This is a genomic window from Faecalispora anaeroviscerum (assembly GCF_947568225.1).
Lineage (GTDB): Bacteria > Bacillota > Clostridia > Oscillospirales > Acutalibacteraceae > Faecalispora > Faecalispora anaeroviscerum.
Window position 1 is genome coordinate 2,682,853 of sequence record NZ_CANOOQ010000001.1, and the last position, 23,461, is coordinate 2,706,313.

24 protein-coding genes are annotated in these 23,461 nt (G+C 49.4%); 19 read left to right on the top strand and 5 right to left on the bottom strand.

Going from position 1 to position 23,461, the window contains the following annotated elements; all coding sequences use genetic code 11:
• Positions 1-359: 359 nt before the first annotated feature.
• Positions 360-1,280, bottom strand: coding sequence for a LysR family transcriptional regulator (locus tag QOS46_RS13130; protein WP_283610406.1), 921 nt, complete (start codon positions 1,278-1,280; stop codon positions 360-362).
• 217 nt (positions 1,281-1,497) lie between these two features.
• Between QOS46_RS13130 and QOS46_RS13135 the strand changes: the two genes are divergently transcribed.
• The 12 genes from QOS46_RS13135 (at position 1,498) to QOS46_RS13190 (ending at position 14,893) form a co-directional block, all read left to right on the top strand.
• Positions 1,498-2,412 carry an AEC family transporter gene (locus QOS46_RS13135; protein ID WP_283610408.1) on the top strand — a complete coding sequence of 305 codons (915 nt, stop codon included), beginning with the start codon at positions 1,498-1,500 and terminating at the stop codon, positions 2,410-2,412.
• A gap of 174 nt (positions 2,413-2,586) precedes the next feature.
• Entirely contained in the window at positions 2,587-4,071 is a 1,485-nt protein-coding gene (locus QOS46_RS13140) for a sodium:solute symporter family protein (protein ID WP_283610410.1), read from the top strand.
• On the top strand, positions 4,049-5,668 hold the full coding sequence (locus QOS46_RS13145) for a sensor histidine kinase (RefSeq protein WP_283610412.1): 1,620 nt from the start codon (positions 4,049-4,051) through the stop codon (positions 5,666-5,668). Before QOS46_RS13140 ends, QOS46_RS13145 begins: the two co-directional genes overlap by 23 nt.
• A gap of 23 nt (positions 5,669-5,691) precedes the next feature.
• A complete protein-coding gene (locus tag QOS46_RS13150; RefSeq protein WP_283610414.1) occupies positions 5,692-7,053 on the top strand; it encodes a sigma-54-dependent transcriptional regulator in 1,362 nt (453 codons plus the stop codon).
• 412 nt (positions 7,054-7,465) lie between these two features.
• Entirely contained in the window at positions 7,466-8,239 is a 774-nt protein-coding gene (locus QOS46_RS13155; protein WP_283610416.1) for a LamB/YcsF family protein, read from the top strand.
• A 27-nt stretch (positions 8,240-8,266) separates the two neighbouring features.
• Complete coding sequence (locus QOS46_RS13160; RefSeq protein WP_283610418.1) at positions 8,267-9,466, top strand: NRAMP family divalent metal transporter; 1,200 nt, start codon at positions 8,267-8,269, stop codon at positions 9,464-9,466.
• A gap of 18 nt (positions 9,467-9,484) precedes the next feature.
• Positions 9,485-10,225: a 5-oxoprolinase subunit PxpB gene (gene pxpB, locus QOS46_RS13165; RefSeq protein WP_283610419.1), complete on the top strand. Its 741-nt coding sequence runs from the start codon at positions 9,485-9,487 to the stop codon at positions 10,223-10,225.
• Positions 10,222-11,175, top strand: a complete 954-nt coding sequence (locus QOS46_RS13170) for a 5-oxoprolinase subunit C family protein (protein ID WP_283610421.1) — start codon at positions 10,222-10,224, stop codon at positions 11,173-11,175. The genes pxpB and QOS46_RS13170 overlap by 4 nt, the downstream gene beginning before the upstream one ends.
• Positions 11,176-11,259: 84 nt before the next feature.
• Positions 11,260-11,754, top strand: coding sequence for an acetyl-CoA carboxylase biotin carboxyl carrier protein (locus QOS46_RS13175; protein ID WP_283610422.1), 495 nt, complete (start codon positions 11,260-11,262; stop codon positions 11,752-11,754).
• Between the two features lie 34 nt (positions 11,755-11,788).
• On the top strand, positions 11,789-13,150 hold the full coding sequence (gene accC / locus QOS46_RS13180; RefSeq protein WP_283610424.1) for an acetyl-CoA carboxylase biotin carboxylase subunit: 1,362 nt from the start codon (positions 11,789-11,791) through the stop codon (positions 13,148-13,150).
• Positions 13,151-13,303: 153 nt separating this feature from the next.
• Entirely contained in the window at positions 13,304-13,528 is a 225-nt protein-coding gene (locus QOS46_RS13185; RefSeq protein WP_283610426.1) for an acetyl-CoA carboxylase biotin carboxyl carrier protein subunit, read from the top strand.
• A 90-nt stretch (positions 13,529-13,618) separates the two neighbouring features.
• On the top strand, positions 13,619-14,893 hold the full coding sequence (locus tag QOS46_RS13190; protein ID WP_283610428.1) for a hypothetical protein: 1,275 nt from the start codon (positions 13,619-13,621) through the stop codon (positions 14,891-14,893).
• A 188-nt stretch (positions 14,894-15,081) separates the two neighbouring features.
• On the opposite strand, the gene QOS46_RS13195 is transcribed toward QOS46_RS13190, so the two are convergent.
• Positions 15,082-15,558 (bottom strand): SAM-dependent methyltransferase, encoded by a 477-nt coding sequence (locus QOS46_RS13195; protein WP_283610429.1) that lies wholly within the window; start codon positions 15,556-15,558, stop codon positions 15,082-15,084.
• A 370-nt stretch (positions 15,559-15,928) separates the two neighbouring features.
• Between QOS46_RS13195 and QOS46_RS13200 the strand changes: the two genes are divergently transcribed.
• Positions 15,929-16,624, top strand: a complete 696-nt coding sequence (locus QOS46_RS13200) for a hypothetical protein (protein WP_283610430.1) — start codon at positions 15,929-15,931, stop codon at positions 16,622-16,624.
• 82 nt (positions 16,625-16,706) lie between these two features.
• On the opposite strand, the gene QOS46_RS13205 is transcribed toward QOS46_RS13200, so the two are convergent.
• On the bottom strand, positions 16,707-17,879 hold the full coding sequence (locus tag QOS46_RS13205; protein ID WP_283610431.1) for a hypothetical protein: 1,173 nt from the start codon (positions 17,877-17,879) through the stop codon (positions 16,707-16,709).
• Here QOS46_RS13205 and QOS46_RS13210 point away from each other — a divergent pair.
• The 4 genes from QOS46_RS13210 (at position 17,866) to QOS46_RS13225 (ending at position 20,530) form a co-directional block, all read left to right on the top strand.
• Positions 17,866-18,552, top strand: coding sequence for a hypothetical protein (locus tag QOS46_RS13210; RefSeq protein WP_283610432.1), 687 nt, complete (start codon positions 17,866-17,868; stop codon positions 18,550-18,552). The two genes, QOS46_RS13205 and QOS46_RS13210, sit on opposite strands and share 14 nt — an antisense overlap.
• A gap of 1 nt (position 18,553) precedes the next feature.
• On the top strand, positions 18,554-18,988 hold the full coding sequence (locus tag QOS46_RS13215) for a hypothetical protein (protein WP_283610434.1): 435 nt from the start codon (positions 18,554-18,556) through the stop codon (positions 18,986-18,988).
• A 520-nt stretch (positions 18,989-19,508) separates the two neighbouring features.
• On the top strand, positions 19,509-20,099 hold the full coding sequence (locus tag QOS46_RS13220) for a hypothetical protein (RefSeq protein ID WP_283610436.1): 591 nt from the start codon (positions 19,509-19,511) through the stop codon (positions 20,097-20,099).
• 14 nt (positions 20,100-20,113) lie between these two features.
• Positions 20,114-20,530 carry a hypothetical protein gene (locus QOS46_RS13225; RefSeq protein ID WP_283610438.1) on the top strand — a complete coding sequence of 139 codons (417 nt, stop codon included), beginning with the start codon at positions 20,114-20,116 and terminating at the stop codon, positions 20,528-20,530.
• A gap of 285 nt (positions 20,531-20,815) precedes the next feature.
• Here QOS46_RS13225 and QOS46_RS13230 read toward each other — a convergent pair whose 3' ends face one another.
• Positions 20,816-21,052: a hypothetical protein gene (locus QOS46_RS13230; protein ID WP_283610439.1), complete on the bottom strand. Its 237-nt coding sequence runs from the start codon at positions 21,050-21,052 to the stop codon at positions 20,816-20,818.
• Between QOS46_RS13230 and QOS46_RS13235 the strand changes: the two genes are divergently transcribed.
• On the top strand, positions 21,039-21,650 hold the full coding sequence (locus QOS46_RS13235; protein ID WP_283610441.1) for a polymorphic toxin type 50 domain-containing protein: 612 nt from the start codon (positions 21,039-21,041) through the stop codon (positions 21,648-21,650). The genes QOS46_RS13230 and QOS46_RS13235 overlap by 14 nt on opposite strands.
• A 15-nt stretch (positions 21,651-21,665) precedes the next feature.
• Positions 21,666-21,962: a hypothetical protein gene (locus QOS46_RS13240; protein WP_283610442.1), complete on the top strand. Its 297-nt coding sequence runs from the start codon at positions 21,666-21,668 to the stop codon at positions 21,960-21,962.
• Positions 21,963-22,655: 693 nt separating this feature from the next.
• On the opposite strand, the gene QOS46_RS13245 is transcribed toward QOS46_RS13240, so the two are convergent.
• Complete coding sequence (locus tag QOS46_RS13245; protein ID WP_283610444.1) at positions 22,656-23,387, bottom strand: GltB/FmdC/FwdC-like GXGXG domain-containing protein; 732 nt, start codon at positions 23,385-23,387, stop codon at positions 22,656-22,658.
• Between the last annotated feature and the right edge of the window lie 74 nt (positions 23,388-23,461).

Consider the following 23,461-nt stretch of genomic DNA (forward strand, 5'->3'; position numbering starts at 1 on the left):
AAATGAAAAACGGCAAACAAAGCAGTGACTGATTCAGCCAACTTCTTTGCTTGCCGTTTGTATTTCCTATTGGAGGGGTATGCCCTATATTAGTTTATATTTTATCATACAAGACACACGGGATAAAACCGTATTTTGATTGTACAGCACAGGAAAAATGGTGTATATTCGTTTGTATATTACGGGATTCAATATCAAAATTTGCGATTTGGAAAGCACTGCAACTTTTTTTGTGCGGTTATAATAAAAATAAAAACTCGTTCCCCACGAATTTTGGGGGCAGAAAACTTGGCTGAACGGCGCTTTTTTAGTACTGAAAGCGCCGTTCAGCATAAAAATCTTCATTTATAGTGTTTTTATCAAATTAACCGGAGCGCCAGCTCCGTAAAGCTCGAGATTGTACTCCATTGATATGCCTGCTTGAGCCACCCAAATCGGATTTGATACCGCGTAGAATCGCTGAAGTGAAAGACCCTCAAGCTGGAGATCTCGTTTTCGGAAAGGGCGGTGCGGACTAATTTTTCGGGGCAGAAGCAGGCGCCCAGGCCTCTTGCGCAGAGATCCAAAAGTGTTTCGATGTTCCTGGCCTGCGCTTTTACAGAGGGAATAAAATCCGCCTGCGCGATCAGATGACGGCCGATTTTTCCAGCGATGTCCTCCCGGCTGTTGAACAAGAAAGGACAATTGGAAAGAACAGACAGATCCTGTTCGGACTGAATTTTTTGGATCACAGCGTCTGTTTTCTCCCCGTAAATCCGGCGCAGAAGCTGTTCCGCAATTAGCAGAATAACCTCTTCTTCGTAAAAATCCATCAGCTCCACACCCGGCATCCGGCTGGTGAAATTGGCAATTGCCAGATCAATTTCGGCCTTGAGCAGGTTTTGCTGTAATTCGTCGTTTTTGGCTTCCACTACCTGTACGGTAATCTGGGGGTGGATTTTCTGGTATTCGTTGATCAGCGCCGGCATAATGGCGCGGCCCCGAGTGTATGCAATGCCCACGCGCAGAACGCCCTTCTGGTTTTGAGAAATGTCGCTAAACTCCTGCTCCATGGAACGGTATTTTCGCTGAAAATCCAGAGCGTACTGCAAAAAGACCTCTCCGGCGTAGGTAAGCTTCAACGGGCTGTGCCGAAGGAACAGCTGGCACCCCAGCTCGCGTTCCACCACGGCAATATGAGCGCTTAGTGTTTGCTGGGTAATATGCAGCTGGTCGGCGGCTTTGGTAAAGCTCCGTTCTCTGGCTGTCGTTGTAAAATAAGTCATGCTTAAAAAGTTCAACTGCCGCCCTCCTGAAAAATTACAGTATTTATACTGTATTATATATCAAAAATAACAGTTATACAATAAGCTGTTTTTCTTCTATACTTTCAATATACAGTAAAAGCATTTAAAACCGCCGGTTCTTTCCCGTCGAAGACAGAGAAAGAATTGAAAAAATGTTTTACATACCGACACATACCGATTTGCTTTTATGAAAGAGAGGCTGTGAATACATATGGAAGTTATCGACCTGTTTAATTTGCAGGGGAACCTGTTTATAATGATCCTGGCCGGCATTGTGCTGAAACGCCGCGGGATTATTGACGAGCCCGGAAAAAAGTGCCTTACCGATCTGTGCGTAAGCATTATCATTCCTTGCAATATTATTAAATCGTGCCTGATCGCCTTTGATGCTTCCGTGCTCAAAGCGTGCAGCGTACTGCTGATTGTTGGTGTTTTACTGCAGCTGCTGTGCGTTTTTTTGAACCGGTTTCTGTTCAACCATTATAATGAGCAGCAGAAAAAGGTGCTGCAATACTGCACAATCGTATCGAACGGCGGCTTTTTGGGGAACCCGATTGCCGAGGGTGTTTACGGTAACCTGGGGCTGCTGTACGCGTCAATCTTTTTAATCCCGATGCGGGTTGTCATGTGGTCAGCCGGAACGTCTTATTTCGTGGCGGGTTCCACAGACCGGAAAAAGGTCATCCGCAATATCCTCACGCACCCGTGCCTTGTGGCGGTCTATATTGGTCTGTTTCTGATGATGACACAGATTCAACTGCCTGCCCTTCTTGTTTCCTCCATTAAAAATATTGGAAACTGCAACTCCGCCATCACCATGTTTATCATCGGGACCATACTGGCTGATGTCAACATTAAGACTATAGTGAACAAAACCACACTCCAGTTCAGTGTGCTTCGCCTGGTCTTGCTGCCGATGATTGCCTTGGCCTTCGGCTGGCTGTTTGGGCTGGAGCCCACCGCAACGGGTGTTGCGGTGATTATGACGGGGATGCCGGCGGGTGCGACGGCGGCGATTTTTGCCGCACGGTACAACAGCGACGCGCCCTTTGCGACAAAATGCGTTGTGCTGACCACGCTGCTTTCTATGGTGACGATCCCAATCTGGTGTTATATCATCGGCTAAGCTAAATTGGCGTTACTTCCTCTTGAAACAGCTTTTGTTTTTGAAAACAATATTGAAAGACCTGCGTTGCTTTTTTTAGATAATATGCTAATATAAAAAGCATCTGATAATTCTAACGGAAGAATCAGGCTTTTTCGGCGGAGCTTTCAATCAAAAGCAAAGGGGGCAAAAGCGGTGAATTTTGATAAGGAGATTCTTTATCTAGGGTGTTTTGCCCTGTATTCCATGGTCCTTGTAGTCGTGGGGAAAAGCAGAACACAGCAGCAGAATACTCTGCGGCATTTTTACTTGGGGAACCGGCAACTGAGCCTGTTTCGCAGCACATTGACCTTTATCGGAACATGGATTTCCGCCGCAACAATACTGGGTTTTACCGGGAATGTGTTTGAAAGCGGGCTGGCCCCGCTGCTGTATTCGGTTGTGCCTTGGTTTTTTGGGGCCTTTTTGCTGTATCTGATCAGCGGCCGTTTGTATGATTACGATGTGCTGACGATCCCTGAGCTGATCGGCAAAAAATATGGCTCCAAATGGCTTCAGATTCTGTTCGCGCTGGTGATGATGGTGACCTATACGCTGTATATCATCATTCATATTAAAGGCTTCGGGCTTGTGGCGTCCGGCCTGTTTAATATTCCGTACAATGTGGCGACGCTGATGATCTATCTGTTTATCCTGTATTCCACCTTTGGAGGGTACCGGGCCGTGACCCGAATTGATGTGGCTCATATTGTATTGCTTACTCTCGGCACTGTTTCTGTGTATTTTCTGGTGGTGGGGCAGTCAGGCGGCCTGTTCGAGCTGTTCCGCCGCGCGGGGGAGGTTTCGGGCTTTGCGCACAGTGGCAGCACCTCGGTCAATCAGCCGGGGGATTTATTCCGGCTATTTGATGGGGAGCGTTTCACCCCACGCATGAGTACCACCATGTTCTTTGGGTGGGGCCTGGGGCTGGCGACGAATCCCCAGTATATGATTCGCATGATTTCCGCGAGGGACAAGCGTACCGCCCGCAACACCGTGCGCAGCGCGCTGTGCTACCTGGCCATTTTCTATTTTGCTCTTTTAACGATTGGCTTGGGGATGCGTGTGCTGTTCCCGTCGCTGGCCGCTGTTTCCAATGCGGATGATGTGGTGGTGTATGTTCTGAACGACCGACTGTTTACGCCCCTTAATACATTATTCCTGTTTGCAATTCTGGGAGCGTGCGTTTCCACCGCAAATTCTCAGCTTCTGTTGTTTTCCACTTCCTTTGCCTATGATGTAATTCGCCCTCTATGCCCTAAGCCGCCGCGGGAATACACAACGATTCTGCTGACGCGGCTTGGGGTACTGATCGGCGGTACCTTGTCTCTGCTGTTTTCCACGCATCCTCCGGCCAGTTTACTGTCTTACGGCGGCGATATCTGGGGAATTTTTGGAGTAATCTTTTTCCCCACGCTGTATGGCGCGTTTTTGTACCCAAAGGCGACGCGTCAGGGTGCCTGGGCGGCGCTGATTGTAGGGCTCCTGGCCATCGCGGTTTTTTACCCGCTGTATTATAGTCAGATTCTGCCGGTGCATCCGGCGTTTCCGGGAACGATTCTGTCTGCATTGGGATATTTCCTCGTATCCCGTCTGACATGGAAGGGGGGAACTGCGGATGCGACGCCGGGCGATCTTTGATATTGAGCGAAAAATATTGATTCCTTTCCTTGTGCTTGGGGTGGTTTCCACCGCAATGTTCGGTGTTATTTTGTATGATACAAGTAAAAACACAAAGCTTGCCAAGGAACAGATGTTGGCACAGAGCAGCATCTCCCTGATGGAATTCGATATCGATTATTCCGTACGAACGGGAGAGGTGCAGCAGCTCAGGGAAAAGTACAAGGAGCTTCCGCAGTTCCACATTCTGGTTGAGGATCGGGACGGGACGTATATCGGCGGGCTGCGTCCTGCAGGTCAGGCTAAGGTTCTGTATTCCAGCAATGACAATCCGCTTGGCTGGAATATATCATACACGATTGATCAGCAGGTGTTTACAACCGAATTGCTGCACGAACAGAAGTACACGGTGCTGGCCATCATTGCTCAGTTAATTTTGGTGCTTCAGGCCAGTATTTTAATTGCAGATAATATTTCAACGCCGATTCGTCGCCTGAGCTACGCCTGCCGCACTGTCAGCGAGCAGCCGCAGAATCCGTGGGGGGTGGATGTAGAGTTTACCAATCGCGGCGACGAGCTGGGGCAGCTGGCCCGGGCGTTTCAGGGAATGCTGCGGAATCTTCAGCACTATATGGCCGATCTGCGCCGTGAAAAAAATCTGAATCAAACGATCGTGGAGAGTCTGCCGCTGGCCGTCATCGCTTACGACCAGGAGCAGAATATTCTGCTGAGCAACAGCCGCGCGCAGAATTTGCTGGCAAGGACAGAATACCTCAGTGAAGGCAAAACGCTGTCGGCCCTGCTGGAGGAATGTCTTGAAAATCAAAAGGTAATTTACGACCCAATTCAGCTGACGGATGAGCAGAACCACCGGCTGGATGTGGAGCTTGGCGTATGGCGGCTGATGGACGAAAACCAAAAATCGTGGGGCATACTCTGTACCGTGGACGATATTACCTACCGCAAGATGATGGAGGAGCAGGCGGTACAGGACGAAAAGCTGATCTATACCGGAAAACTGGCTGCGGAGCTTGCGCACGAAATCCGTAACCCACTGGCGGGAATCCGAGTGGGAGTACAGGTTGTGGAGCGCCATGTAACGCAGGATAACGACCGTGTTCTGTGCGAAACTATAGTCGGCGAGGTGGACCGCATCAATCTGCTGGTAGAGAATCTGTGCAGCTTGAGCCGAAAAAGAGAGCTGAAAAAAGACCTGATTCCCGTGGCGGAGCTGTTTGAGGAAATTCTTCTGCTGTATTCCAAAATTGCAGAAAACAGCCATATTCGTCTGCTGTGCGAGGCCCCGAAGGAAATTCTTTTGTACGCGGATAAAAGCGCGATGAAGCAGGTGCTGATTAACCTGATCAATAACAGCATCAAGGCAATGAAAAGCGGCGGGGAGATTTTGATGAAGGCCAGTGTGCAGGAGGACTGCGTTTGTCTGTGGATTATTGATGACGGGCCGGGGATGCCGCCGGAAAGGCTGGAGGAGAAAAACCGGGACGGAGGGATGGGCCTTTCGATTGTGTCGCAGCTTCTGCGGCAAAACGATGCCGCTTTTCACATGGAAAGCGAGCCTGGGCAGGGGACAAGGGCCAAGATCACCTTCCGCCGGTAGAGCGGAAGAAAGGAAATGTGCTGATGCAAAATAAAATACTGATCGTTGATGACGAGTACCTCATTCGCATCTCGCTGCGGGAGGGTTTGACAGACCTGGGCTACCAGACACAAGAGGCAGAAACCATCGAGGAAGGCCTGCGGATGGCAGAGGAGTTTAAGCCCGACGTAGTAATGCTGGACAACCGGCTGGGGAACGTGCTGGGCATAGAATATATTGAAACAATCAAAAAGCTGGACGAGGATATTCAAATCATCATTATTACGGCTTACAGCTCGATTTCGCAGGCGGTGCAGGCGATTCACCGCGGGGCTTACGATTATGTGCAGAAGCCCTTCGATATTGACGCCATCGATATTGTCATTCGCCGCGCGCTCGATCAGCTGAAAAGCCGCCGTAAGCTGGAGCTGCTTTCTTCCGGCGGGCCGCCCGATCTCATTGGGGTAAGCCCGCAGATGCGGCAGATCAAAAAGCAGGTGGAGCTGCTCAGCGCCAAGGATAATGTAGATTTGCTGGTGCGCGGTGAAACCGGCAGCGGTAAAGGCGTAGTGGTGGCGCAGATCCACCAGAAAAGCGCGCGCCGGAATTTTCCGCTGGTGAAGATCAACTGCAGCGCCGTGCCGGAAAGCCTGTTTGAAAGTGAGCTGTTCGGGCACGAAAAAGGTGCGTTTACCGGGGCGGCGGTTCGCAAAAAGGGTCTGTTTGAGCTGGCCAACGAGGGCACTGTGTTCCTGGATGAAATCGGAGATATGCCTCTGGCAATGCAGGCAAAGCTCCTCACCTTTCTGGAGGACCGCAAATTCCGCCGGGTGGGCGGGCTGAGTGACGTAGAAGTCAACGTCCGGGTAATCGCCGCGACTAACCGGCCGTTGGAGCAGGCAATAGAAGAAAAAACCTTTCGAGCAGATCTGTTTTTCCGGCTGAACGTTGTGCAGCTTTATCTCGCGCCGCTGCGCGAGAGGACGGAGGATATTGAGCCGCTGTGCCAATATTATCTCGACTTTTTCAATCAGAAGCTGGGCAAAAACATCCGGCAGATTTCTCCTGCCTTTTTGCAGACGCTGAAGGAGTATTCCTGGAAAGGGAATGTGCGGGAGCTTCGCAATGTACTGGAGCGCGCCGTGCTGTTTTGTGATGGCGATGTTCTGGAGCATACCGGTCAACTGCTGGAAGAGAGCGGTGCTTCGGCCGTTTCTCTGCCGCCTAGCGGAGAATTTTGGCCGATGCAGGACTTAAGCCACCCAATTGATTTGCAGAAGGAGCTGGAGCGGCTGGAAAAGGCCTATATTGACAAGGCTTTGAAAATTACTGGGGACAATTATTCTCAGGCGGCAAAGCTTTTGGGGTACAGCCGGTTTTCCCTGCGCCGCCGGTTGGAGCAGTAGAACCAATTCACTTAAAAGAGAGCTGCATGAGAGAACATCGATTTCTTCATTCGCCGCAGGCAGAGGAAGAACCCGGGGTCTGTGATCAGATGAAATGAGTATGCAGTCATTGCACTTTAAAAAAGCTGTTGATTGCTTCTCTCGCCGTAGGCGGGAGAAGCAATCTCTGCATTTCGATCAATTCTCTTTTCAAGTGAATTGACTATAACAGTTCAAAATCGCACATTGTGCAAAATTGAACAGGTTGACCGTGCGAATTCGCACGGTCTTTTTTTATTTTTTGCAAAAAAGGACCTGGTTTGTACGAAAATACAGAAAAATACGCCAAATAACAGGTTGGCACACTTATTGCTATAACATATTAGCAGCAGAGGTCTTAATACATAAAATTTTTAGAAAAGGAGAAAGAAAAATGAGCAGAATTGATTTGAACTGTGATTTAGGCGAAAGCTTCGGTGCTTATACCATTGGTCGTGACGAAGAGGTTATCGCGTATATCTCTTCGGCAAACGTCGGGTGTGGTTTCCACGCGGGTGATCCCTGCGTGATGGAGCATACGGTTCAGCTGGCGAAAGAGAGGGGTGTCAGCATCGGGGCTCACCCGGGATTTCCCGATCTGATGGGCTTTGGCCGCCGGAATATGACCATCTCCCCCGCAGAGGCTAAGGCTTACCTGAAATACCAGATCGGCGCACTGAACGCGTTCTGTGTTTCCAGCGGAGTACCGCTTGCCCACGTAAAGCCGCACGGTGCGCTGTACAACATGGCCGCCAAAGATATGAAGCTGGCAATGGCGCTGGCCGAAGCGGTTCACGAGGTAGACCCCAAACTGATCTTCCTGGGCCTTTCCGGCAGCAAAATGCTCGATGCCGCGCAAGAGGTTGGTTTAACCTGTGCCAGCGAGGTGTTTGCGGACCGTGCTTATAATGCGGATGGCAGCCTGGTGGCCAGAGGAACTCCCGGTGCGGTGATCCACGATGTGGAGGAATGCGTGCGCCGGATTATCGGCATGGCAAAAGACAATGTGGTAACTGCAATCACCGGCGAACAGATTTCGCTCCGTCCTCAGTCGATTTGTGTACACGGCGACAACGCTGAGGCGGTTGAATTTGTGAAGCATATTCGCGAAAGTCTGACCAAAGAGGGAATCGAAATTGCTGATCTGCGGGCCTGTACTGAAAGATAATGTTGGGATAATTTAGGAGGATTTGTAATGGGCGCTGAAACAACAACCAAAAGCAAGCGCAGTCAAGCAATAGGCGGCGTATTTTTGATGGCGGCCTCAGCCATGGGGCCGGGTTTTCTGACTCAGACCGCGAAATTTGTCAACGATTTTCATGGGAGCTTCGGATTTGTCATTATCACTTCGCTTCTTCTGTCGGTCGTGGTACAGATCAATGTCTGGCGTGTTCTGTGCGTAGCCAATATGCGCGCGCAGGATGTGGCAAATAAGCTTCTTCCGGGTCTTGGGTATTTCCTGGCTCTGCTGGTGTTTGCGGGCGGGCTGGTATTTAACATTGGTAACGTCGGCGGTGCGGCTCTTGGCCTGAACGCCATGTTGGGGCTAGATCTTCGGGCCGGTTATGTTACAGCCGGCATCATCGCGGTCATTGTCTTTTCCGTGAAAAATGCGCAGCTTGCTGTGGATAATATCGCGAAAATTCTTAGTATTCTGAAAATCACCATAATTCTGGTGGTAATGATTATCGTTCAGCCTCCCGTGGGCATGGCGCTGAAAGAAACTTTCGCGCCCAGCACTGGAGTTCCCGCTCTGTTTCCCTCCATTCTCACTCTGGTCGGCGGCACAGTCGGCGGTTATATCACCTTTGCCGGCGCACACCGTTTGATTGACGGTGGCGTTGTGGGAAAAGAAAATGAGAAAAGAATTGTGAACAGTGCCTGCGGCGGTCTCGGAATCGCAGCTTTCAGCCGGTTTTTCCTGTTCCTGCTGGTGTTGGGCGTAGTATCGAAAGGCGTTTCGCTCGACCCCTCCAATCCGGCGGCTGATGCCTTCTTGCAGGGCGGCGGCGAGTTCTGCTACCGTCTTTTCGGTTTGCTGCTGTTCTTCGCCGGAATCACTTCGATTATCGGTGCATCTTATACCTCGCTTTCCTTTGTCAAATCCTTGAGCAAGACGGTAGCCAATCACAACAAGGCGGTAACAATTGCCTTTATTACCTGCTCCATGCTGATTATGCTGCTGCTTGGCAAGCCTGCCACGCTGCTGATTATCGCAGGCGCCCTGAATGCGCTTGTTCTGCCGCTGGCTCTGGTGATTAGCCTGGTTGCCGCATACCGAAAGGACATTGTGGGCGAAGACTACCACCATCCGATTTGGCTGACGATTACCGGAATCGTTTCAGCAATTTTGTTCGCGTATTTTGCTGTCGTAGGGTTGGGCAGCTTGTTTTAATCTGACAGGAGGAATTTTATGTATTCGCAGACGAAATATCTCATCGCGGGGGATTCGGCGCTGGTTGTCGAGTTCGGCAATGAAATCTCCCCGCAGATCAATGAACGGGTCCGCGGAATGTATCTGGCAATTGAAAAGGCTGCGCTTCCGGGAATCGTATCTTTGACCCCTACTTACCGTTCGTTGCTGGTTCAATATAATCCGCTGGTAACGCCATACCGCGAAATGCTGGAAGCACTGCAGAATCTGGAGGGCAACCTTGAGAAAATGGAGCTGCCAAAGCCTAATGTGATGGAAATCCCTACGCTTTACGGCGGAGATTGCGGCCCAGATCTGGATTTTGTATGCCAGCACAGCGGGCTGAGCCGCGACGAAGTCATTCGGATTCACTCCTCGCGGGAATATTTGATTTACATGCTGGGCTTTGCCCCAGGCTTCCCTTATCTGGGTGGAATGGATGAGCGCATTGCAACACCGCGCCTGAAAACACCCCGCACCAAAATCAACAGTGGCTCGGTCGGCATTGCAGGGCAGCAGACGGGTATTTATCCGCTCGCCAGCCCCGGGGGCTGGCAGCTGATCGGTCGTACACCGATTCTGCTGTACGATCCGCAGCGCAATCCTCCCATCCTGTATCGTACCGGGGATTACCTGAAATTTGTTCCCGTCAGCGAACAGGAATATGCTGAGATTGAACAGCAGGTGGCAGAGGGCAGGTATCAGTATCGCCTGTACCCCAAAAAGGAGGCGAAGGAATGAACGCAGTAAAAGTGATTTCACCGGGCGCCTTGACTACCGTTCAGGACGCGGGCCGGTTCGGCTTTTTGCAGTCCGGTATTTCGGTGTCGGGCGTAATGGACAGTTACAGCCACCGTGCCGCCAATATTCTTGTGGATAACCCGCAGGAGGAAGCGGTGCTGGAGGTGACCCTCATGGGTCCAATTTTTGAATTCCAGTGCAGCACACGAATCGCGGTAACCGGCGCCGTGATGCAGCCGAAGCTCAACGATCAGCCTGTGCCTATGTGGCAGACTATCTCGGTCAAAGAGGGAGATCGCCTGTCGTTTTCTCCCATTCAGAGCGGCTGCCGCGCTTATATCGCGTTTGCCGGAGGAATGGATGTTCCAGTTATTATGGGCAGTAAATCCACCAACCTGAAAGCGCAGATGGGCGGATTTGAGGGACGCATGCTCAAACGAGATGACATGGTGCCGCTGAAAGCGCCGTCTGGGGAAGCAAAGCTGTGGGCCGCCAGTGAGGAATGGATTCCGAAATTCTCCACACAGATCACTCTGAGGGCTGTACTTGGGCCGCAGGATGACTTGTTTACCGAAGAGGGCATCGCCAGCTTTTTCAATACGGAGTACCATGTCACCCCGGCGAATGACCGGATGGGATACCGCCTGGAGGGTGAGGAAATCACCCATAAGGCAGGAGCGGATATTGTGTCTGACGGTATTGTAATGGGCGCGGTTCAGGTGCCCAGCAGCGGTCAGCCCATTATTTTGATGGCAGACCGGCAGACCACCGGCGGGTATACCAAAATTGCCACCGTGGCAACGGCAGATCTTCCTCTGTTGGCTCAGGCACAGGCCGGCACCAAAATCCGGTTTCAGCAGGTCAGCGTAGAAGAGGCCCAGCAACTGCTGCATGGCTTTTATGAGAAACTCAATGCGTTTGCAAGAACTCGCCGCCCGGCAAATTCTTAAAGAGAGAGCTGGAAGGGCACGCCGAAACAACTGGAGAATGCGGGAAACTGCTATCAAAAGACAAGGAAGGGAGCGCAAGAAATTTTGATACAATATCAGGAAAAGGCGGAACAGAATACCCGTTTGGCAGAACAGCCGGCAGGGCATTGGCTTCAGGTTCCCGAGGCGATCGAGTTGATGCGCGAATTTGAGAAAAGCTCTGTTCAGGAATTCCGTCTGAGTGACGGTGGCGGGCGAGAAATTTGCCTGAAGAAGCATGGCGCGACGGAGAGCGCCGGTGCGCAGGCCGATGTACCGCCAGATTCCGCAAAGGAGCTGGAGGAATGCAGCGGTACCAAAGAGGAGGAATGCATTGTAACCTCTCCTCTGGTGGGCGTGTTCTATACTTCCGTCTCGCCGGATCAGCCGCCGCTGGTCAGCCCGGGTCAAATCGTAAAAAAGGGAGATCCGCTCTTTATCATCGAAGCGATGAAAATGATGAACGAGATTGCCAGCGAACGCGACGGAGTGATTACGGAAGTCTTGGCGCAAAATGAGCAGGCAGTAGAATTTGGCCAGCCGGTTCTGCGAATGAAATAACGGCTGTTTTGGGCAGCGTGGCGGGGGATAAAAAATGTTCGATAAAGTTTTGATCGCCAATCGGGGCGAAATTGCAGTTCGAATTCTTAGGGCATGCGGCGAGTTGGGGCTCGGTACGGTGGCAATCTGCTCACAGGCCGACAAAAACGCCATGCATGTTCAACTTGCGGACAGGTCGGTCTGTGTGGGACCGGCCACGTCGGCAAAAAGCTATTTGAATATCGACGCGATTTTGTCCGCGTGCAAAACAACCGGTGCCCAGGCAGTGCATCCCGGTGTTGGCTTTCTAAGTGAAAATGCGGAGTTTGCCGAGCGGTGCGAGCAGCAGGGAATCTGCTTTATAGGCCCAAAGGCTGAGGTGATCCGCACAATGGGGGATAAGGCCAACGCCAAGCGCGCAGCAAAAAATGCGGGTGTGCCTACGATTCCCGGTTCCCCGGGCGTGGTACGGGAGCTGAAGGAAGCCGAGGCGTATGCGCAGGACATAGGGTACCCGATTTTGATCAAGGCGTGCGCCGGGGGCGGCGGACGGGGGATTCGGCAGGTGGATTGTGTGGGCCAGCTGCCGGAGGCTCTGACCATCACCCGGGAAGAAGCGCTGCGGTTTTTTGGGTGCGGGGATGTTTATCTGGAGAAGAAACTGCTGCATCCCAGGCATGTAGAGGTGCAGATTCTGGCGGACTCGTTCGGCAATGCGGTATATCTGGGGGAACGCGACTGCTCCTTGCAGCGGCGGCACCAAAAGGTTTTGGAGGAATGCCCCTCTCCCAGCATGGCCTTGACGAACGAGATTCGCAGAAAAATGGGGGAAGCCGCTGTTCGTGTAGCCCTCCAGGTGGGCTATACCGGCGTGGGAACAGTGGAATTCCTCCTCAATCAGGACGGCAGCTTCTATTTTATGGAGATGAACACTCGTGTTCAAGTAGAGCACCCAATTACAGAACTGGTGTGGGGTGTGGATTTGGTTCAGTGGCAGATTCGGGTTGCCCGGGGGGAAAGGTTGACCTTCGGGCAGAGCGATCTGCTTCCCAGAGGGCATGCGATCGAGTGCCGTATCAACGCGGAAACGCCCGAAAAAAACTTTGCCCCCTCTGTGGGAACGCTCACGAACCTCCGTCTGCCGGGAGGCAACGGAATCCGGCTCGATACCGCTGTATATGAGGGGTACTCCATTCCCCCTTATTACGATAACCTGCTTATTAAGCTGATTGCCTATGCCCCAACCCGGGAACAGGCCGCAGCGAAAATGCTGCAGGCAATCCGGGAGTTTTCAGTGTCTGGTGTGGATACCAACGCGGCGTTTCAAATGCGGCTGATGCAAAGTAAGATGTTCCAAAGCGCGCAGTACGATATTTGTACGCTGGAATCAGAAGAAACCATTGCCGCAATGATGTAAAGGTATTTTGCTTTCTATCCAAATAGGTTATCTTTCACTGTTTTTTATATCAGGGAGTATGAAAACTCCCCGTATGCAGATGCTTCTGTCAGAATAATTTGCAGCTGAAGCATCCGTGAAAAATTTATTCTATAATGAAAAGGAGTCTTGACAATGAGTGCAGAAGCAACAATGATGAAGGCAGATTTCCCTGGAAGAATTTTAGATATTATGGTACATGAGGGAGATTCCGTTACTGCCGGCCAGCCGGTGATCCTCCTGGAGGTTATGAAAATGGAAAACGAGCTGCTTGCTCCCGCAGGCGGCATTGTAGAAAAAATCAGCGTTGAAAAAAATAATTCCGTCGGTGCCGGTGATCTTCTCCTCACAATTCGGTAACCGTTTCGTTCCTGCTAACAGCAAAAGGCCCGCGGAATTGCCGCGGGCCTTTGCACAAACAAATCATGGGAAATGGAGGCAATCATTTTTATGAAAAACAATATCGCATTTGGTGTGGACATTGATTTTACTACAGGCACGGCTCAGCGTCTGGGGGCTTCCGTAGGGAAAACGCCCGGTGCGGATTTTGATGCCGTTCGCATATATGGCGGAAGAAAGCGGTGCAATCTGACTGACGACGGCACGGTCGTCGCCTATTACGGTGACGAGGGGTATTCAGAATCCGGCACACTGCACACTCCCATTGTTAAGGACGGAAAAACCTACCCGGCAGGAACTCCTGTTCAGGTCATGGTGGAACAGCCCAAGTTTTACTACAAGGTGGAGCCCGTTACTTTAGAGCCGATTGAGGGAGGTCAGGGGCATCACATCCGCAGGGCCCGCTGGTGGGTGAGCGAGTATGCACAGCCGGGCTTTCGGGTGTACCCAAGCTTCTTGCGTCGTGGTGTTACATACGACTTCATTTACTCCAGCGCATATGAAGCCGGTATCTACGACAAGGAAAAAGCAAAGTATTATTACGAGGATGAGAGCGTTTTCACTGCTAACCCAGGCTCGGCTCTCACGTTGTCCTCCATTGCGGGCACAAAGCCGGTAAGCGGTGCAAACGGCCAGATGCTCAACCGCGCAAACGCGCGTATTTTGAGTGCCAATCGCGGGGAAGGCTGGCAGCTCATTGATTGCCTGTCGCTCAATGCCACTGAACTGTTGATGCTGGTGGAATATGCAAGCTTCAACTCGAAGAAGGTAATCGGAAAAGGTGTGGTGAACAAGGAGGTTGGCGACGGCGGCAGCGGTGCGGAAAAAACCGGTCGTACATCGCATCTTGGCAACACCTCCGGCTCCGGCGGCCCTGACGACGGTTTCTCCTCGGTTACATACCGCGGGGAAGAAAACCTGTGGGGAAATATCTGGAAGCTGGTTGACGGCCTTAACTTTGAATGCAGCGGAATCAATGCCGTTTGGTGGAGCGACGGGGAGTACCAAGACGACTATAAAGGAGCCCCCTACCGCAACACCGGCTTTACCCTTTGCAAGGAGAACGGCTTTACCTCCGCGTTTGCGTACAGTGAGGAATGTGATTTTATGTTCCTTACTTCCGAGGTGAAGGGTACGGAAGAAGGCCCTGTTGGGGACTACTTCAAGCAGAACAATACGTTCGACGGATGGCAGAGTTCTATGTTTGGCGGACGGTGGTGCCAAAAAACGTGGCCCGGTCTCTTCTTCTGGTATGCTGATTTGGCAACAGGAAGAGCTTCAAGCAATATCAGCGCCCGCATTATGTATCTACCGGCGCATCAATAAGCCCGAAAAGACCCGCGAAATTTCCGCGGGTCTTTTGCTGTTCGTAAGCGTGTTTCACCGAGTTCGGTTATTTTGTGAATCAGATTCCTATCCCTGTACAATTAGAAGCTTGCGCAGTCAGAGAACACAGACTACTGGCAAGAAAAATGCTGTGGCTTTTCTCGCGAAAGTGGTACGCACCGCCTTCCTTAAAAGTTGAATTCGGCAGACCAGTCAAACTCTCCGCTGGTTTCCACATTTTGGGGCCAGTGGGCGCACCAGGCCGGAACACCGGGCTGTTCTACCCGATCCAGACTGGGCGTATAGGGCTTTATGTCCAATATTGGGCTTTGGTCCAGCGCGTCAAAATAGGCAAGGCCAACGATGTCCTTTTCCATATCCAGATACGTTACCTGTGCGCAGGTAAGCGCAATGGGGTTTGGGCGTTCCGGTGAGCGGGTGGCAAAAGCACCTAAAAGTGCCGGCCCCTTGGAATAAGGCTGCTCTTCCACCAATTTCGATCTGCTCTGCGGATTGTCGCAGCGGTCGAACCACCAGAAAATATTCAGATAATCAAAGCCCTCCAGCCCGGCCATGGCCTCTCTGTACTCCGGGTTCAGCTCAATCCAATAGTTATGCTCATCGGCGCGGGAAACACCGATTTGTTTTACTGTGAATCCTTCCATAAAGAATCTCCTCGTTTGATTTGATTTTTACGGTACCGTATTTTCAGTATAGCAAAGTGTGGCTATACTACAAGCATTTTTTAAATATATCTACTGCCTTTTTCAGCAAAGTGACATGCCTTATCCTGAATTGTTATAACAGCTATCGCAAAACCGTATAACTATTATTCTAAAATAGAATCAAAATATGCCATTTATTCTCATTATTTTCTAATTTTTGGTTCATTTTTTTCGATATATTAAATAGAATTTCTTCTGTGATTTTAGAACAAATGCAAAGGTCAGTTGTTTTTCTCTTGTTTTACAGAAGAAATCAAATGGGGCAGAAAGGAGTTCTGTTCCGTTAATTTAATTGGGGAGAAGGAAAACAATGAAGATTAGGCTGATGTTTCAAGACAGCCCATACCTTTCCGTCCATTGCGTTTCGGTGTTAGGATCGTTTAACGGATATGATGAGAAAGCCGGAACCATGGAACGGGAACGGGACGGTTGGGTTACCGAGCTGAGTCTTACGCCCGGCGAGCATTATTATAAGTTTTTGGTCAATCAGGAGTTCTTGCTGAATGATCCTCAGGCCAACATCTATCTTCCACATGTGGAGGATGAGCTTTGGTCTGTGATCATTATTAATGAGCAGGATCAGCAGTTATTTAGCAACGAGCAGTATGGCTTACATATCGACAGCTATGCCGTTACGTCGATTCAAACAGATCTGCCGGTAGCCGTAAATAAAAAGACGTTTCATCTGGGTATGGATGGACAGCTGGTAACCCGATTTGGATTTACCGATATAAAGGGCCTGCATTGTATCAGCGCTCTTTGGTTCGATGCCCGGGGGCAATTTTTTGATTATTCCGAAAATATGCTGTTTCAAGAGGAAGATTCTCCCGATGATCCGGTCTATCTTTGGTTTTGGCTGCCATTACAGGAAACGGGTAAGGAATACCCGGAGGGCTTGTGGACGTTAAAGCTGTTCATAAACGGCAGCTATGTGTTAGAAGACCAATATACCCTGACTCGCTCTTCCGCCTATACCGCGCAGGGGCGGCTGTTTGGCACCCTATAGTAACGCTATCATTACAATATGTAATGAAATAAAGGAACAGGAGCATAATTATGGCAAGAATCTCAAGGTCACACAGTTCGTCTTATTCTTCCTCAAAGTCGAGTACAGTTAAGGCGGCAGCGGCAAAAAAATCCACATCTGCCACCTCCGCACGCAGTACTTCCCGCGTGCAATCCTCCGTCAGCACGAAAAGTACTGCAAAGGCATCAACTGCACGGGTTTCTTCCTCCTCCAAAGCATCTGCAAGCAGGGTCAGTTCCTCAAAGAGCAATACCAAAAGCTCGTCCAGCAAATCTTCCTTCAGCTTATCGCGTGCGGTGTCTTCCGTTAAAAGCTCCGTAAAATCTGCGGTACAGTCGGTAAAATCTACTGCCGCGAGTGTAAGCAAGTCTGTTTCCAGTGCTGTAAAAAGTGTAGCGAGAACTGCTGCAAAAACTGTGTCCTCTGTGAAAAAGAGTGCTTCTGCCGCAGTTTCATCCGCGGCAAAAAAGGTTACTTCTTCGGCAAAAAATACGGCAAGCTCGGTGCAACGGGTGGCTTCTTCCGCTGCAGCCAAGGTTTCCAAAGCGGCAGCGTCTGCTAAAAGCTCTGCAAAATCTGTGGTAAAGCAGGTGCATTCCACTTCGGTGAGCGTGAGCCAGTCTGTTGGAAAGGCAGTAAAGAGTGTTGCAGCAACGGCTAGAAACACAGTCGCAGATGTAAAAAAGAACGTTTCTGCCGCCGCCGTTTCGACAGCGAAAAAGATAGCATCCTCCGCTGGGCGTACCGCAAGCTCAGTAAAGCAGGTGACCTCTTCCGCAGCCTCCTCCGCAGCCAAGGCAATCAGTGCTGTAAAATCCTCAGTAAGATCCGCTTCCAAAACGGTGCATTCCACCTCCGTCAGTGTGAGTCGAACGGTTAGAGAGACAGTAAAAAATGTGGAATCAAAGGTGAGAAATACCGTGGCGGATGTGAAACGGAATGTTTCTTCCGTAGCCTCTTCCGCAGCCAAAAAAGTAGCGTTATCTGCCGCACGTACCGCAAGCTCGGTAAAGCAAGCAACGTCTACTGCGGCGACTAAAGCGCTAAATGCGGTAAAATCCACCGTAACATCTGCTGTGAAAACAGCGCAGTCTACAGCGGTAAGCGTGGGCAAAGCCGTAAGCGACGGGGTAAAGAACGTGTCGGCGGCAGTGTCGCACGTGATGACGGAGGCCTCGAAGCACACGAACGACATGCACACAGCCTTGGATGTTGCGGGAATGGTACCAGTCATCGGAGAAGCGGCGGATGGCGTAAATGCCTTGATTTATTTGGGTCAAGGTGATATAAAGAATGCAGCGATCTCCGGAGCCGCGCTTGTGCCGGGAATCGGCTCGTTCGGTACAGGAGCGCGCTTGGCCATTAAGGGAACCGCTGCGGTAGCGGGAGCCGCAACCGCGGCAAAAGGCGTTTCGGCAGCCGGCGCGGTGGTGAAAGCCTCCCATTTGTCCGGCGTTGTCATGGGCGGAATCAAAGGCGCCGACCATGTGAAGGACGCAGAGAAGGTTGCTCAGAGTGCAGAGAACGTTATTAAGGGTGGGTTAGAGAGAGTCTTCAAAAAAGGAAGTATCTCAATAGATGATATAAAAGCTAATCCAAGCGCATTTAGTGGAAAGTCAGCAGATGAGATAGCACAGGTTCTTAAAGAGTCTGGTTATGATGTAACAATTCAAAAATCTGCAAAGTCAAAAAGTGGAGCAGAAATTATAAAGATAAACAATCCAGGTGGTGGAAAAAATATTTCTCAAGTACAGGTTTCGCCAGGAGGAGGAAGACATGGAAATAATCCATATATCAAAATAAGTACAACAGACCAAGGTATAATAAAAATAATTGATGGTTCAGAAAGTCTTTATAAAACAGATGGAAAAGAAACAGCGACAATTGTTTTTTCAGGAGGTAAGTAATATGATATTAGATATTTCGGCTCCAATAATACCCTTTAAAGGGTTTGGAGAAATAAAATTATATAGTACAAGAGATGAATTGAGAAATTTATTAGAAATGGAAGGTGTTGATTCAAAGATTATTTTTAACGATTGGATTCAATACGACATTCAGAATACTATAGAGTTGTTGTTTCATCTAAAAAATAATAAATTATTTCGAATAACAACACTGGATAACTACAAGGGAAAGTTGTTTGAAAAAATAGGTGTTGGAACAACAGAAGAAGAAATGTTAAAAATTGAACCTTCATTTGTGTATGATGAATTTGAAGAAGTATGGGAAACAGACAAAGGTGTGTATATTGAAACTGATGCGGAAACAAATGTAGTTAGGTGGATTTCCATATATGTTCAAGAACTCAATCTTGATACTTTTGATAACTGTGAGTGGTAATTTGATTAATGACACATTGAGGATACGGCATAAATCCTGCACTTTTGGGAGAATGTTTTAATTCTGACCACCTACTTGACACACAAAGGGTCATTTTGATCACTTAAGCCAAATCCCTACACCGTCGGAACTGCCGGCGAAAGTGATTGGAAGGTGGGACGCTTGTGACCACTTTCCTTACATGCGGCACAGGGCAAATACAGTGCGAATACAAGGTTCTTGTACCTGTCTACGCCGAGGCTTATAAAATCAAAATCTATCATTGTAAAGGCGGGCGAACACAAGGGTTCTCCTGCCTTTGCTCTATCTAATCGCTTGACAACAGATACCCTCTTCCATAGCCAACGCAGCCTCTGCGGTCAAATCTTCCGTAAAATCCGCCGCAAGATCGGCGCATTCCGCTTCGGTAAGTGTGAGTCACTCTGGGAGCGGCGGGGTAAAAACAGTACTTTCCTCCGCGTCGTCGATGGCATCCTCGAAGCACACGAATGACGTGCACACAGCCTTGGATGTTGCGGGAATGGTACCGGTCATCGGAGAAGCGGCGGATGGCATAAATGCCTTGATTTATTTGGGTCAAGGTGATATAAAGAATGCAGCAATCTCCGGAGCCGCGCTTATGCCGGGAATCGGCTCGGTCGGTACAGGAGCGCGCTTGGCCATTAAGGGAACCGCAGCGGTAGCGGGAGCCGCAACCGCTGCAAAAGGCGTTTCCGCGGCCGGCGCGGTGGTGAAAGCCTCCCATTTGTCCGGCGTTGTCATGGGCGGAATCAAAGGCGCCGACCATGTCAAGGACGCAGAGAAGGTTGCTCAGAGTGCAGAGAGCGTTAAGAAGATTTTTAAATCAGTCGATGACATACTTGAAAATGCGAACCCTGGTAGAGTTACAAAAGGTAAAGCAACTCAATGGAATAAAACCGGCGGTTTGGATCAAGCGCTAGATGACTTTAACGACCTTGGAGTGACTGATATCAAAGATATTCCAGGCGGTAAAATTGGCAAGTTATCTGATGGAAGAACTGTGAATGTAAGAACAAAAAGTTCAGACAGACGTCCAACTCTTGAAATCTTTGATGGAAAGAAAAGTACAAAAATACGATATGACAAATAATATGAGGTGATAACGTGTTAGAACATTGGGAAAAATGGGAATCTAGAGAGAAAATAAACAATAAATACTATGTAGACTCGATTTGTGATTCTAAAGAAGGATTCATTATTACACTTTCCGACAGTGAAAATGAGAGCGAAAAAGTGCAAGTAGTATTTCCAGAATCTGTACATGCATATAGGTCGACGAATGAAAGCTATAGACAAAAGATTATAACAGATTTAGATTGCAAGTACGGAAGTGAGTTTTACTCAAAATGGACAATCTTTAAAGTTGATCAATCAGAATACCTGAAGTGGCTGTCAGATCAGTCTTATGAAATATCAGATAGTGAATCATTACATCACTTTTCAATCATTGCGGTTGATTCGGTAGTGGATATAATTGCTGCTTACGAACCAGAGATAAAGTGTTTTTCAGATTATCGGTAGGCTACCAAAGTTAAAGGAGATAATTACAAAGCGTTCAAATTACATGGTAGAAGGTTAAAAACAACGGTTTTGCGGCAGTTTCGACCACTTAAAAAAATATCTTTCGTCGGAACTGCCGGCGCAAGTGACCCGAACGCGGCTGCTCGCAACCGCGCTTCTTACATGCGGTATAGAGCGAATACAAGGATTTTTTACCTTCTTATGCCAAGGCTAATAAAATCAAAATCTATCATTGTAAAGGCGGGCGAACACAAGGGTTCTCCTGCCTTTGCTCTATCTAATGGCTTAATCACAGATAAAGCAAGCAACGTCTACTGCGGCGACTAAAGCGCTAAATGCGGTAAAATCCACCGTAACATCTGCTGTGAAAACAGCGCAGTCTACAGCGGTAAGCGTGGGCAAAGCCGTAAGCGACGGGGTAAAGAACGTGTCGGCGGCAGTGTCGCACGTGATGGCGGAGGCCTCGAAGCACACGAATGACGTGCACACAGCCTTGGATGTTGCGGGAATGGTACCGGTCATCGGAGAAGCGGCAGATGGCATAAACGCCTTGATTTATTTGGGTCAAGGTGATATAAAGAATGCAGCAATCTCCGGAGCCGCGCTTGTGCCTGGAATCGGCTCGGTCGGTACAGGAGCGCGCTTGGCCATTAAGGGAACCGCTGCGGTAGCGGGAGCCGCAACCGCGGCAAAAGGCGTTTCGGCAGCCGGCGCGGTGGTGAAAGCCTCCCATTTGTCCGGCGTTGTCATGGGTGGAATCAAAGGCGCCGACCATGTCAAGGACGCGGAGAAGGTTGCTCAGAGTGCAGAGAGCGTTATTAAGGGTGGGTTAGAAATCAATATGGGGCAACAAAACAAACATATTCCAGGAACAAATAGCTATAAACAAGAGTTAGCCAATGGGAAATTGAAAAGTATACTTTCAGCTGATCCACAGCAATTACTTGGCGATTTTGCTGGAACAGGACGAAAGATTGGGACAAATAAGGAAAGGGTTGATTTTGGTAGCGTAATTGGGAAATATGTAAATCCAGAAACTGGTGAAGTTGTTGACACTACTGTTGGTATAATTCATTACGGTAAAAATGGCGCACATATCGTTCCAGCTAGACCCAAATAAAGGATGGTAATTTAAATGGATGAATTGTTAAAAGCACTAAACCGATTAAATAATGGAACCAAGTTAATTTTGAAGTTTCAAAACTGTGAAATAGAGGGATCAATTGACACAATTTACGAAACAAATAATGAGAATGACGAAGATAGTGCCGATTATGCTGAATACTATGCCTGTGCAATTGAGGTAAGCAAATTCATAGCATATGAAAACTGTGAAGTGAACTATAAGAAGGGAGAGTTGATTGAGGTGTCTCAATATAATTCTCCAGATAGAATTCTTAGTGCTGAGGGTGATCTAATTTGGGAGAAATAATTATCAACTATAAAGAGACACCCGAACAATTTCTTTAAAATGGCTTGAAATTGCGGTTTTTAAGAATTGCCAACCACCTATCTGACACTCAAAGGGTTATTTCGACCACGTCATAAGCATCGTACAACCGTCGGCATTGCCGGCGGTTGTGCTTTGTTGCAGGCGTAAGGCGACCACGTGCCTTTATCCTGCCTATGCCAAGGCTTATAAAATCAAAATCTATCATTGTAGAGGCGGGCGAACACAAGGGTTTTCCTGCCTTTGCTCTATCTAATCGCTTGACAACAGATACCCTCTTCCATAGCCAGCGCGGCCTCTGCGGTCAAATCTTCTGTAAAATCCGCCGCAAGAGCAGTGCATTCCGCTTCGGTAAGTGCGAGTCACTCTGGGAGCGGCAGGGTAAAAACAGTACTTTCCTCCGTGTTGTCGAAGGCATCCCCGAAGCACATGGATCAGCTGCACACAGCCTTGGATGTTGCCGAAATACGACCAATTTCTATGGAAAAGGGGCCAGTGGTACACTGCACCGCCGCACAGTATCGCTGGCCCCATTGTTGTTTTTTTACCGGAAAAGAAATCAGCCCTTTCTGTTGAGCCTTTGGCACAGCAGGGGGGCTGATTTCTTCGCCAGAAACGCTTTCAATATTTAACTTATATTGGAAAAGTAATTGGAAGAGTGTAGGGCGTATTCTATTACGCCAGATAAGTGGTGTAAATGGAGCGATAAGGATTGTTCGTATTCGGCTCCAGAACATAGAAGGGCTTCTCCAGAATTTGATCTTTCGCAACCTCAAAATGCTCGCAGAAGCTGTCGAGGTATTCATCAATATTGTCCAGATCGATTTGGGTTGCTTTTCTGGAAACTACCTGAGCGGGAAGATTCTCCGGCAGGGAGTCACTGCGCAGGTAAATGCAGCCGCCGTGCATTCCGGTGCAGCATTGCTCGCCGACCGGCGCTTGTTCCTCTTGATCCAGCCCGAGAACGATGATTGTGCCGCCCGCCTGGTACTCGCCCAAAAAGCTTCCGGCTTTGCCGCCAACCACCATGACCGGGCTGCTTTCCTGATAGGCCTTCATATGAATCCCGGCCCGAAAACCGACATTTCCTTTAATGTAAATTTCACCGCCGCGCATGCCGTAGCCGGTTGCGTCGCCGCAGTTTCCGTGAATTACAATGCTGCCGTTGTTCATGGTGTCGCCGGTCGCGTCTTGGGCGTTGCCGTTTACCTCAATGTTAGCGCCGTTTAGGTAAGCACCAAGTGCATTCCCGGGAATACCGTTAATGGTCACTTGCCGTTGCCCCAGGCCGCTGCCGATGAATCGTTGCCCCAGGCAGTTGTCGATAATCACGTTTTTGTCTTCGGTGTTTCTGATTTGCTCGTTGAGCAGTCGGAAATTCAGATTATTTTTCGCATTGATTCTCATAACCAGCACCTCCTGTAAAATTGTGTTTTAGTCTTACTGTTTAAAAAGCTGATGCTTGCCTCCCCCGCCTCCGG